This window comes from Streptomyces hilarionis (assembly GCF_024539675.1).
Lineage (GTDB): Bacteria > Actinomycetota > Actinomycetes > Streptomycetales > Streptomycetaceae > Streptomyces > Streptomyces hilarionis.
Map to the genome: position 1 here is coordinate 19,081 of NZ_JAHHIT010000079.1, position 13,294 is coordinate 32,374.

At 71.3% G+C, this 13,294-nt stretch carries 7 protein-coding genes; all 7 read left to right on the forward strand.

What is annotated here, in order from left to right; all coding sequences use genetic code 11:
• The first annotated feature begins 591 nt into the window (after positions 1–591).
• The 7 genes from KMS84_RS20435 (at position 592) to KMS84_RS20465 (ending at position 13,236) form a co-directional block, all read left to right on the forward strand.
• The gene (locus tag KMS84_RS20435) at positions 592–1,770 is read left to right on the forward strand and encodes a ricin-type beta-trefoil lectin domain protein (protein WP_256917791.1); all 1,179 of its coding nucleotides are present in this window, start codon (positions 592–594) and stop codon (positions 1,768–1,770) included.
• Between the two features lie 384 nt (positions 1,771–2,154).
• A complete protein-coding gene (locus tag KMS84_RS20440; RefSeq protein WP_256917805.1) occupies positions 2,155–3,582 on the forward strand; it encodes an arabinofuranosidase catalytic domain-containing protein in 1,428 nt (475 codons plus the stop codon).
• Between the two features lie 70 nt (positions 3,583–3,652).
• Positions 3,653–5,359 (forward strand): glycoside hydrolase family 27 protein, encoded by a 1,707-nt coding sequence (locus KMS84_RS20445; protein ID WP_438818963.1) that lies wholly within the window; start codon positions 3,653–3,655, stop codon positions 5,357–5,359.
• Positions 5,360–5,433: 74 nt separating this feature from the next.
• Positions 5,434–7,248: an RICIN domain-containing protein gene (locus KMS84_RS20450; RefSeq protein WP_256917792.1), complete on the forward strand. Its 1,815-nt coding sequence runs from the start codon at positions 5,434–5,436 to the stop codon at positions 7,246–7,248.
• A gap of 105 nt (positions 7,249–7,353) precedes the next feature.
• Positions 7,354–9,756 carry a ricin-type beta-trefoil lectin domain protein gene (locus KMS84_RS20455; protein WP_256917793.1) on the forward strand — a complete coding sequence of 801 codons (2,403 nt, stop codon included), beginning with the start codon at positions 7,354–7,356 and terminating at the stop codon, positions 9,754–9,756.
• Positions 9,757–9,823: 67 nt separating this feature from the next.
• Positions 9,824–11,806, forward strand: a complete 1,983-nt coding sequence (locus KMS84_RS20460; protein ID WP_256917794.1) for an alpha-L-fucosidase — start codon at positions 9,824–9,826, stop codon at positions 11,804–11,806.
• Positions 11,807–11,889: 83 nt separating this feature from the next.
• Positions 11,890–13,236: a ricin-type beta-trefoil lectin domain protein gene (locus tag KMS84_RS20465; RefSeq protein WP_256917807.1), complete on the forward strand. Its 1,347-nt coding sequence runs from the start codon at positions 11,890–11,892 to the stop codon at positions 13,234–13,236.
• The last annotated feature ends 58 nt before the right edge of the window (positions 13,237–13,294 follow it).

The following is a 13,294-nucleotide window of genomic DNA, read 5'->3' on the forward strand; positions in this document are numbered from 1 at the left end:
GCACGCGAACCGGGAACGGCGGCGCTGCCCGGCGGTCCCCTTCGCGTGAGTCCGGTGGCCCGGGACCCGGCTCGCGGGCGAACCGCTTCCGCGCAAGCGCTTCGACGGGATGTCACGGCCGACGGCGTGCGCGGTCGTCGCCGCGCCGCTCGGCAGCGGCGACGCCGAGGCGGGGGAGCGGCCGCGGCCGCTCGGGGCCGGCGTCTCCCGGACCGAGGCCGCGCCGGCCGGGGTCGCCGGTCGCTCCGCACGTCAGCGGCCTGACGGCTGCTCACCCCGCACGCGCGGGCACGCACTCCCGTGGGCGGCACGACCGGTCGTGCCCGGCGCCGGGGGACGGGGCACCGCCGTCCGCCCGTCTCCGCGGAGGAGTCGTCCGAGCGGTCGAACCGGACACCGACCGCTGGAATCAGCCGTCGAACCGATTCCGCGACAACGTTCACCGCCAAGGCGTCAGCGCCCTTGACAGCCTGTCAGGCCGGGAGCACCGTCTCCCCCGCGAACCTCCTGAACGACTCCGGCCCGTGGCCGGCCCACCCGGCTCACGGGTCGTCCGGCGTGCCCACTGTCCCCCACCGGTGAGGAACCCCCATGCAGCTGAGGAAGACGCGTCCGGCACTCCTGGTCGCCGCGTTGACGACCGTTCTCGGTGTCGGCGGGGCACTGCCCGCGGCCGCCGGCGCCGGCGGCTCGCCGCCGCCCTCCGGCGTGCGCACCGCGGCCACGGCGCCCGCCGCCCCCTCGACCGCCGCCGCGCCGGCCGCGCTGCGGCTGATGCCGTTGGGCGACTCGATCACCTGGGGCGTCGGAAGCCCGTCCGGCAACAGCTACCGGGGCTTCCTCGGGAGCCTGCTGTCGGCCGACGGGCACGCCCTCGACTTCGTCGGCTCGGGCCGCAACGGCACCATGTCCGACCCGGACAACGAGGGCCACTCCGGATGGCGCATCGACCAGATCGCCGGCATCGCGGACTCCGTGCTGGCCCGCCACCGCCCGAACGTGGTCACCCTCGAGATCGGCACCAACGACCTCAACGGCAACTACCAGGTCGCGACCGCCCCCGACCGGCTGCGTTCGCTCATCGACCAGATCACCCGCGACATCCCCGACGTGACCGTCCTCGTGGGCACCGTCATCGTCTCCACGAGCGGCACCGAGGAGACCCACCGGCCCGGGTTCAACGCGAAGCTGCCCGGGATCGTCCAGGCCGAGCAGGCCGCCGGCAAGCACGTGCGACTGGTGGACATGAGCGCGCTGACCGCCGCCGACCTGTCCGACGCCCTGCACCCCAACGACAACGGATTCCGCAAGATGGCGGACGCCTTCCGCGCCGGCGTCCAAGCCGCGGACGCGGCGGGCTGGATCAAGCCGCCGGCCTCCGCGGGCGGACAGGTGCGCTCCGGGATCGCGGGGAAGTGCCTCGACGTCAACGGCGGCAACAGCGCGAGCGGGACCGCCGTGGTCATCTCGACCTGCAACGGCTCCGCGGGGCAGCAGTGGTCCGCGCGGTCCGACGGCACCCTGCGGGCCCTCGGCAAGTGCCTCGACGCCGCCGGTCTGGGCACCGCCAACGGCACGAGGATCCAGATCTGGGACTGCGGAGCGGGCGCCAACCAGCGCTGGCAGTCCGTCAACGGCGGCTACCGCAACCCGGTCTCCGGCCGTTGCCTCGACGACCCCGGGGCGTCCACCGCGGACGGCACGCAACTCGTCCTGTGGGACTGCAACGGCGCCGCCAACCAGCAGTGGACCGCTCTTCCGGTCACCTGATCCCGGCGGGGCCGACTTCCCGCGCCCGCGACGGCAGCCGTCGCGGGCGCGGGAAGTCGGCATGCCATTCGCCACGAACCGACCTGGTGAAACATAGGATGGATCCGTTCTGGCGCGGTGTGACGGGTGTATTGACAGGGCGTCGGGTGCGTGGGATCACTTAGGACATGGGATGTCTGAGCGCTCCGCGTGAGCGTTCTCGGACCCGCCGGCGGATCCGGCCGCCGGCGGACGAAGCGGCCTCCCGCGCGCTTCCCGCACCGACAGGCACAGCACTCTCTGTCCCCTTCCCCGATTGTTCGAGGAACAGAAATGCAGCCTTCAACCGCTCCCTTCCGGATCAGGGCCCGTGGACCACGCCCGACGGCGGCCGCCGTGTGCGTGCTGGCACTGCTGCTCGTGCTGCTGGAGACGGCCCCGACGTGGTCGGCGCCGGCCGCCGCGGCCCCCCTGACGAGCTCGGCGTCAGGACGGTGCCTGGACGTCAGGGGCAACGTCGACACACAGGGCACGACGCTGGACGTCTGGGACTGCAACGGCCAGGCCAACCAGGCGTTCGCCCTCACCTCGGCGGGTGAGCTGCGGACGATGAGCGGCACCCGCTGCGTGGACGCCTACGACGACCGGACGGCTCCCGGCGCCCCGGCGGTCATCCGGTCCTGCGACGGGCGGGCGACCCAGGTGTGGCGGATGAACGGCGACGGGACCGTCACCGCGGTGCGCTCCGGATTCTGCCTGGACGTCAGCGGAGCGGCCACCGCCAACGGCACGGCGGTCGTCCTGTGGACCTGCACCGGCCGCGCCAACCAGAAGTGGACCACACCGACGACTCCGCCCCCGCCCGGCGCGGCGCGCCCGTGCGACCTCTATGCCGCCGGCGGTACGCCCTGCGTGGCCGCACACAGCACGGTCCGGGCGCTGTTCGGCTCGTACCGGGGCCCGCTGTACCAGGTCAGGCGCTCCTCGGACAACATGACCCGGGACATCGGCGTGCTGTCCCCCGGGGGGATCGCCGACGCGGCGGCGCAGGACGCGTTCTGCGCGGGCGCCTCGTGCGTGATCACGGCCGTCCGCGACCAGTCCGGACACGGCAACGACCTGTGGTACCAGGGATCGTCCCAGGTCCCGGGATCGGACCGGAGCAGCCCCGCGAAGGCCACATCCGAGTCGCTGACCGCCGGGGGCGCCAAGGCTTACTCGCTGTACATCAACCCCGGCAACAGCTACTGGCGCGACGGACACCTGACGGGCGTGCCGACCGGCGCCGCGCCCGAGGGCGCGTACATGGTGACCAGCGGCGCCCACGTCAACGGCGGCTGCTGCTTCGACTACGGCAACAGCGAGACGAGCCGGAAGGCCGACGCCGCCGGGGCGATGGACGCGATCAACTTCGGCACCGAGTGCTGGTTCGGCGGCTGCGCGGGCAGCGGCCCCTGGGTGCAGGCCGATCTCGAATGGGGCCTGTACTCCGGCGGCAGCCAGTCCTGGAACACCAGGCAGCGGGCCTTCCCGGGCAAGTTCGTCACCGCCATGCTGAAGAACAACGGGACGTCGAGATTCGCCCTCAAGGGCGGCGACGCCCAGTCCGGCGGCCTGACCACCCTCTGGGACGGCGCGCTCCCCGGCGGCTACAGCCCCATGAAGAAGCAGGGAGCCATCGTCCTCGGGAGCGGCGGCGACTGCTGCAAGCCCGGCGGCGGCGCCAACCTGAGCGCCGGCACCTTCTACGAGGGCGCGATCGTCGCCGGCTACCCCTCCGACGCGACCGACGACGCGGTGCAGGCGAACGTCACCGCGGCCGGCTACCGCTGAGCTTCCTTCCCCCCCAACCCGGCTCAGGAGTCGATGACCCATGCCCATGCCCATGCCCATGCCCATGCCCATGACCCGTGCGCGAGCCGAGCGTCCCCGGACGCTCCCGCCGTCGCCGCCCTCCCTGCGCAGGGCCCTGGCGGTCGCCGTCTCGGTCGCGCTGCCCGCCGTGGCCGCCCCCCTCCTCGCCCTCGGCGCCGCGCAGCCCGCCGCCGCGCAGCCCGTCACAGCGCAGTCCGCCGCCGCGCGACCCGCTCCCGCGCAGTCCGCCGCCGCACCGGGCAACGGGCTCGCGCAGACCCCGCAGATGGGCTTCAACGACTGGAACGCGTACGGCTGCAACGTCTCCGAATCCCTGATCAAGTCCACCGCGCAGGCGATGCACACCAACGGCATGCAGGCGGCGGGATACCAGTACGTCAACATCGACGACTGCTGGATGACCCACAACCGCGATTCCGGCGGCCGTCTCGTCGCGGACCCGGCCAAGTTCCCCGACGGCATCAAGGGCACCGCGGACTACGTGCACTCTCTGGGCCTGAAACTGGGGATCTACGAGGACGCGGGCACCGCGACCTGTGCCGGATACCCGGGCAGCCTGGGCCACGAGACCACGGACGCGCAGTCCTTCGCCTCGTGGGGCGTGGACTACCTGAAGTACGACAACTGCAACAACACGGGGGCGCCCGCGCGGACCCGGTACACCGCGATGCGCGACGCCCTCGCGGCCACCGGCCGACCGATCCTGTACAGCCTGTGCAACTGGGGCCAGGACAACGTGTGGACCTGGGGCGCGGACGTCGGCAACAGCTGGCGCACCACCGGCGACATCAGCCCCACCTTCTCCAGCATGCTGTCGATCTTCCACAGCAACGTGGGGCTGGCCTCCTACGCCGGACCCGGCCACTGGAACGACCCGGACATGCTGGAGGTCGGCAACGGCTCGATGACGGCCACCGAGAGCCGCAGCGAGTTCAGTCTGTGGGCGGAGATGGCCGCGCCGCTCATCGCCGGCACCAACATCCCCTCGGCGAGCCCGAACACCCTGTCCACGCTGACCAACTCCCGGGTGATCGCCGTCGACCAGGATCCGCTGGGCAGGCAGGGCGCCATGGTCTCCTCCTCGGGCGGTCTGGACGTGCTGGCCAAGCCGCTGGCGGGCGGGGACGTCTCGGTGGCGCTGTTCAACGAGACGGGCTCGACGGCGACCATCACCACCAGCGCGGCCGCGATCGGGAAGACCGGGGCCTCCGCCTACACCCTCACGGACCTGTGGTCGGGCGCGTCCTCGACCACCTCCGGCACGATCAGCGCCTCCGTCCCGGCCCACGGCACGGTGATGTACCGGGTCGCCGGCGGCACCGGCGGAGGGGGCTCCGACGTGACCGGCGCGCTGCACGCGGTCGGCGCGGGCAAGTGCCTGGACGTCCCGAACTCCAGCAGGACCGCCGGCACGCAGACGGTGATCTGGAGCTGCCACGGCGGGGCCAACCAGACCTGGACGCACTCCACGTCCGGCCGGTTCACCGTCTACTCCGGAGGCGATCAGATGTGCCTGGACGCCTACGGCAACGGGACCAGCCCCGGCACGAAGGTGGCGATCTGGCCGTGCAACGGCCAGACCAACCAGCAGTGGACGCTCCACACCGACGGCACGGTCACCGGCGTCCAGTCCGGCCTGTGCCTGAACGTGGCCGGAGCCTCCACCGCCGACGGAGCCCTCGCCGAGCTGGCGACCTGCGACGGCGCCCGCAGCCAGCAGTGGACGCTGGGATGAGCCGCCCCCGCACCCCGACCGCGCCGCCCGCGCGAACCGTCTCCGTCGGGCGCGGGGCCGGGCGTCCTGCCCTGATGGCGGTCGTCGTCCTGGCCCTGCTGCTGCCGCTGCTGTCGACGGCCACGAGCCAGGCCGCTCCGGGCAGGCACCAGGCCGCTCCGGGCAGGTCGCTCAGCGTGAACCTCGCGTCGACCCGCGGGCCGTCGACCGGCGTGGGGGAGGGGTTCCTCTACGGCATCAACGAGGACGGCAGCCTGCCCGCGGACCAGTTCATCCAGCCGCTGGGGATCAACGCGTTCCGCGGCGGCGGATGGTTCTCCGGCGGCTGGATCAAGGACGGCTACCAGTACGGCTCGGCCACCCGGGCCGACGTCGGCTCGATCATCTCCCAGGCGAAGCGGCTCACCCGGCCGCCCTACCACGCGCAGTACCAGGTGCTGGTCAGCGACATCTACGGCGCGAACGGCGGCCAGCCGTCGAACACGAGGTACCCCTGCGACAACGGCGACTGCGCGAACTGGACCGCCTTCATCGACTCCACCGTGGGAGCCTTGCAGGCGTCGGGGCTCACGTTCGCCTACGACATCTGGAACGAGCCGGACATCTCCGCGTTCTGGACCCGGGGTGTGAACAGCGCCCAGTACTTCCAGATGTGGGACACCGCCTACCGGGAGATCCGGCGCATCGCCCCCGGCGCGCAGATCGTCGGGCCGTCGCTCGCGTTCACCCCGCAGGGCAACCCGGGTGAGTGGCGGACCTGGCTCGCGCACGTGAAGACGGCCGGGACCGTGCCGGACATGATCGCCAACCACAACGAGGGCGACGTCGACGACCCGGTCACCGTCGCGCAGAGCCTGAACAGCGCCCTGACCGCGGCGGGCATCGGTCCGCTGCCCCTGTCCTCGAACGAGTACCAGCCCGCCGACCGGCAGTCCGCCGGGGTGACGGCCTGGTATCTGGCACGGTTCGCGCAGTCCGGGTACACCAACGCGATGCGCGGCAACTGGGTGTGCTGTGTCGTCCCGAACCTGACCGGAGCCCTGACCCGGAGCGGGGGGAGCTGGCAGCCGACCGGCACCTGGTGGGCGCTTCGGGACTACGCCGACATGACCGGCACCCTCGTGGACACCTCCGGCCAGGTGGGTTCGACGGCGATCTCGGCCTCCGAGGACGCCGCGAACAAGCGCGCGGTGGCGATCGTCGGCGACGCGAACGGATACACCGGCGACGCGTCCGTGACCTTCGGCGGGCTGGCGTCCGTTCCCTGGCTGGCAAGCTCCGGCGGTGTGCACGTCACCGTGCACCGCATCCCGGACCAGGCCCCGCTCGGCGCCCCGCAGACGGTGTACGACCAGAACGTGAGCGTCTCGGGCGGCTCGATCACCGTGCCGATCACGTTCCGGAGCGCGCACGACGCGTTCGCCGTCCATCTGGCGCCTGCCGCGTCCGGCGGCGGCTTCCCGGACGGTTACCACCAACTCGTGGCCGCCCACGACGGTCTGTGCGTGGACGTCGCCGGCGGCTCCGGCAACGCGGGCGCGGTGATCGACCAGTGGACCTGCAACGGTCGCAGCAACCAGCAGTTCCGGTTCGTGCCCGCCTCGGGCGGCTACGGCGAACTGCGGGCCCAGAACTCCGGCCTGGACGTGGCGGTGGCCGGTGGGTCCACGACGGCGGGCACCCCGGACATCGTCCAGCAGGCCCCGGGTGCGTCGGCCGACAGACTCTGGCTGCCGGTGCGGCAGTCCGACGGCTCCTACGCGTTCCACAACCAGAACAGCGGCCTGTGCCTGGACGTCTACGGCGCGGGCGCCGACCCGGGACAGCAACTGGACCAGTGGCCGTGCAAGAACACGCCCGGCACGAACCAGGACTTCATCCTGCGCTGAACCGTGGCCCCACGGCCGCCACCACGAGCAGCACAGCCATCGCGTCTCCCGGCCGGACCACCCCGTCGGCCACGGGACGTCCACGACCTGTGAAAGGAACCCACCGTGTCAGCATTCAACCGGTCGTTGCGGCGCCTGCGCGCCTGGGCGGTCGTGCTCGCGGGTCTCCTCCTGATCGCCGGCGGCATCGTGGCCACGGCCGCGGCGCCGGCCCAGGCCGCCACCTCCGTCACGATCAACGGCGCGTCCGGCGGCCGGACCTTCGACGGGGTCGGCGCGATCAGCGGCGGGGGAGGCAACAGCAGACTCCTGATCGACTACCCCGAGCCCCAGCGCGGCCAGGTCCTCGACTACCTGTTCCGGCCGGGCTACGGCGCGTCCCTGCAGATCCTCAAGGCGGAGATCGGCGGTGACACCAACTCCACCTCGGGCGCCGAACCGAGTCACCAGCACACCCGGTCCGACCTCAACTGCAACCGGGGCTACGAATGGTGGCTGATGGGGCAGGCCAAGGCGCGCAACCCGGACATCAAGCTGTACGGGCTGGCCTGGGGCGCGCCCGGCTGGATCGGCGGCGGCACCTTCTGGTCCAACGACATGACCAACTACCTGCTCTCATGGCTGGGCTGCGCCAAACAGCACGGGTTGGCCATCGACTATCTCGGCGGATGGAACGAGCGGGGCTACAACGTCTCCTGGTACGTGCAGCTGCGCGGCGCGCTCAACGCCAACGGCTACGGCAACGTCAAGATCGTCGCGGCCGACTCCGACTGGACCGTGGCGAACGACGTCAACTCCAACCAGGCGTTCGCCGCCGCCGTGAGCGCCATCGGCACGCACTACCCCTGCGGCTACCGGTCCTCCCAGTCCTCCTGCTCGGTGCCGTCGGCCGCCACCTCGTCCGGCAAGCCGCTGTGGGCGAGCGAGAACGGCTCGGACGACTACAACGGGGGAGCGCAGGCCATGGCCCGCGGCATCAACCGCGGGTACATCGACGGTCGGATGACCGCCTACCTCAACTGGCCGGTGGTCGCCGCGCTCACCCCGAACCTGCCGTATCCCACCATGGGGCTCGCGCTGGCCGCACAGCCGTGGTCGCGCTCGTACTCCATCGGCAAGAACACCTGGGTGATGGCGCACACCAGCCAGTTCACCGCCCCGGGGTGGCACTACCTCGACGCCTCCAGCGGCTACCTCGGCGGCAACCGGAACAACGGCAGCTACGTCTCGCTGAAGTCCACCAACAACTCCGACTACTCCACGGTCATCGAGACGATGGACGCCGGCAGCGCCCAGACGCTGAACTTCAGCGTCACCGGCGGGCTGTCCACCAAGACCGTCCACGTCTGGTCGACCGACGTCACCTCCGGCAACCCCGCCGACCACTTCGTGCACGCCACGGACATCACCCCGTCCGGCGGCGGCTTCAGCCTGACCGTGCAGCCCGGACACCTGTACACCCTGACGACCACGACCGGCCAGGGCAAGGGCACCGCCACCGGCCCCGCCCGGGGCGCGCTGAAGCTGCCCTACAGCGACTCCTTCGACGGCTACGCCACCGGCGCCGAGGCCGAGTACCTCATGGACTGGCAGGGCGCCTTCGAGACGGTGGGCTGCGGAGCCGGACGCAGCGGGAAGTGCGTGCGCCAGATGAGCCCGCAGAAACCGATCACCTGGGACACGCTGACCGATCCGCACGCCCTCCTCGGTGACGTGGGCTGGAGCAACTACACCGTCTCCTCCGACGTGATGCTCGAACAGTCCGGGTACGCCGAGCTGATCGGCCGCGCGGGCGGCCACGACTACGATCGCACCGGCGGGCTGAACGCCTACCACCTGCGGGTGAGCGACACGGGGGCCTGGTCGATCCTCGACACCAACACCAACGGCACCGTCTCCACCCTGGCCCGTGGGACGACCGCGGCGCTGGGCACCAACCGGTGGCACGCCCTTGCCCTGACCTTCTCCGGCTCCACGATCACCGCGGTCATCGACGGCGCCACCGTCGGTTCCGTCGACGACCGCACCTGGGCCGGCGGACAGGTCGGCTACGCGACCAGCCAGGGCGAGACGGCGCAGTTCGACAACCTGTCCCTCACCCCCGGCAGCGGCGGCAACGACGGCGGCACCACCGGCCCGATCGTCGGAGTCGGCTCCGCCCGGTGCGTGGACGTCCCGAACCAGTCGCAGACGGCCGGCACCCAGGTGGCGCTGTGGGACTGCAACGGCGGCGGCAACCAGCAGTGGACGGACGACGCGGCCGGTGAGCTGCGGATCTACGGCAGCGACTGCCTGGACGCCGCGGGCCAGGGCACCACGCCCGGCACCAAGGTGGACATCTGGGGCTGCGACGGCGGCGCCAACCAGAAGTGGACGATCCACGCGGACGGCACGATCACCGGCGTCCAGTCCGGCCTGTGCCTGGACGCCCCCGGCACGGCCAACGGTGCCCTGCTGCGGCTGTCGACCTGCAACGGCGGCAGCAACCAGAAGTGGAGGCGCGACTGATCCCGTGACGGGCTGACGATCGACGACTGCGGCAACCCCTCGTTCGACTCCTCCGAGAGGCACCCCCATGTCCCCCTCCTCCCTGCCGATCAGCCGGCGCCGCTTACTGGCGTCGGCCGGCGCGGCCACGGCCGCAGGCCTGTTGCGGTTCGCCCCCGAGGCCGCCGCGACCGACGGCCCCAGCAGCTACACCGCGAGCTGGTCCTCCGTGGACCAGCACCCTCCGGCCCCGGCCTGGTTCCAGGACGCCAAGTTCGGCATCTACTACCACTGGGGCGTCTTCAGCGTTCCCGCGTTCGGCAACGAGTGGTATCCGCGCAACATGTACATCGGCGGCTCGGCCGAGAACCGGCACCACATCGCCACCTACGGCGACCCCTCGGCATGGCCGTACAACAAGTTCGTCGACGGCGCCCGCGACAAGGCCGGCAACTTCGTGCAGTTCGCCCCGAAGCTCGCCTCCCAGGGCGGCAACTGGGACCCCGACGCCTGGGCGCGGCTGTTCAAGGCCGCGGGCGCGCGGTTCGCCGGCCCGGTCGCCGAGCACCACGACGGCTTCTCCCTGTGGAACAGCCGCTCCAACCCGTGGAACTCGGTCCAGCGCGGCCCCAAACTCGACCTCGTGGGGCTGCAGTCGCAGGCCATCCGAGGGCAGGGGCTGAAGTTCATGGCCTCCCTCCACCACGCCTACCACTTCAACGGCTTCTACGACCATGTGCCGAACCAGTCGGACCCGAACCTGCGCATCCTCTTCGGCCAGCAGGGCTCCGCCGCGGAGAACAAGCTCTGGTACGACAAGCTGACCGAGGTCGTCGACGGCTACCGACCCGATCTCGTCTGGCAGGACTTCGACCTCAACCTGGTGCAGGAGTCCTACCGGCTCCAGTTCCTCGCGCACTACTACAACCAGGCGGTCGCGTGGAACAAGGACGTGGTCGCGACCTACAAGGACGGTCTCAACAACAAGGGCGAGGTCTTCGACTTCGAACGCGGCGGCCCGGCAGGGCTGCTCACCCCGTACTGGCTGACCGACGACAGCATCTCCTCCTCCAGTTGGTGCTACACGGTGGGCATCGGCTACTACTCGACACAGGCGTTGCTCCACTCGCTGATCGACCGGGTCAGCAAGGGCGGCAGCATGCTGCTGAACATCGCCCCGATGGCCGACGGCGCCATCCCCTCCGGGCAGCAGTCCATCCTGCTCGCCATGGGCGACTGGCTCGGCCGCTTCGGAGAGGCGGTCTACTCCACCCGCTCCTGGGCCAGTTACGGCGAGGGCCCCACCAAGATGGGGGGAGGCTCGTTCAGCGGGCCGGTGGCCGGCAAACCGCAGGACGTCCGGTTCACCCGCAGTGCGGACAACAAGGTGCTCTACGCCACCGCCCTGGGCTGGCAGGGCGGCGCCATGACCATCACCACGCTGAACTCGAACCAGATCAACCTCAGCAGCCTGACGGGCGCCAAGCTGCTCAACAACACCGCCGGCACCTACATCGACCTGCCCGCACCCACCCAGGACGCGTCCGGCCTGCACCTGACCATGCCCTCGTCCAACCCGCCGTTCAGCGCCCTGGCGTACACGGTCAAGCTCACCTTCTCCGGTGAGATACCCGTCCTGGGCGCGCCGGGCGGCTCCACCACCTGGGTCAGGATCGCCAACGCGACCAGCGGGCTGGTGCTCGACAGCGGGGGCAACGTCGCCTCCGGCTCCAACCTCAAGCAGTGGAACTACGACGGAAGCACCAACCTGCAGTGGCAGTTGATCGCCCTCGGCAACGGCTACCACCGCATCGTGAACCGCACCAACGGCATGGTCGCCGACAGTTACGGCAACTCCGCCAACGGCGCTCCCGCCCGTCAGCAGGCGTGGAACGGCGGCGACAGCCAGCAGTGGTCGCTGAACAGCCTCGGCGGCAACAGCTACCAGATCGTCAATCGGGCCACCGGCACCGCCCTCGACGGCAGCGGAAGCACCACCGCCGGCTCCACCACGGTGCTGTGGACGCCGAACTCCAGCACCAACAACGCATGGACCGTCACCGCCGTCTGAGCCGGTCTCGACCGACGCTCCCCGCCCTTTCGCCCTTTCCTCGACCACGGAAGAAGGAGTGTATGAAACGCAAACCGTTCTTACTGTCCATCGTGGCTGCGGTACTTCTCGTCCTGTCAGCCGCGGGCACCTCGTTCGGCAGTGGCCTCGGCGCGCCCGCGGCGGCCGCGAAGACCGCCGCCGCGAAGACCGCCGCCGCGAAGACCGCCGCCGCGGCGAGCGCCGGCTGCGGCAAGGCCCCGGCGCTGACGAGCGGCGCCCACACGATTCAGAGCGGCGGCCAGAACCGCAGTTACATCCTGCGGGTCCCGGCCGGCTACGACAGCAACCACCCCTACCGGCTGGTCTTCGGCTTCCACTGGCGGGGTGGCACCGCCAACGACGTCGACTCGGGCGGGACGGACGGCTACAACTGGTCCTACTACGGCCTGCGGCGCCTGGCCGACGGCGCGAACAACGGCACGATCTTCGTCGCCCCGCAGGGCAACGGAAACGGCTGGGCCAACCCCGGCGGCCAGGACGTCGCCTTCGTCGACGCCCTCGTCAACCAGATCGAGTCGGGCCTGTGCGTCGACACCACCCAGCTGTTCGCCGCCGGCTTCAGCTACGGCGGCGCGATGTCGTACGCCCTCGCCTGCTCCCGGGCGACGGTCTTCCGCGCGGTCGCGGTCTACTCCGGCGCGAACCTCAGCGGGTGCAACGGCGGCGCCCAGCCCATCGCCTACATGGGGCTGCACGGCCTCAGGGACAACGTGCTGCCCATCTCCTCGGGACGGGAACTGCGCGACACCTTCGTCCGGGCCAACGGCTGCACCCGGCAGAACCCGCCGGAGCCGGCCAACGGAAGCCTGACGCACATCATCACCGCCTACTCCGGATGCCGGTCCGGATACCCCGTCGTCTGGGCCGCGTTCGACGGAGCGGGCCACGACCCCGGACCGATCGACGGCTCCACCGGTGACGGCTGGCGCACCTGGACGTCCGGCGCGGTGTGGCAGTTCTTCAGCCAGTTCGGCTCGACCTCGCAGCCGCCGCCCCCGACCGGCGGCCAGACGATCGTCGGCCAGGCGTCGGGACGCTGCCTCGACATCAACAACTCGACCACGGCCAACGGCACACAGGCACAGCTTTGGGACTGCAACGGCGGCGCCAACCAGCGCTGGACCTACACCGCCGCCAAGCAGCTCGTCGTCTACGGCAACAAGTGCCTGGGCGTCGGCCAGTCGGCGGGCGACGGCGCTCCGGCGGCGATCTGGGACTGCACCGGGCAGGCGGACCAGCAGTGGACCGTCGGGACCGACGGCACGATCACAGCCGTGCAGTCGGGACGCTGCCTGGACGCGAGCGGTCAGGGCACGGCCAACGGAACCAGGATCCAGGTGTGGAGCTGCTCGGGGGGTGCGAACCAGCGCTGGCGCCTGGCGAACTGACCCGCCGGGGGCCCGGGCCCGCGCATCCGGACCCGGCCCCCCGGTCCGGTGAGAGACG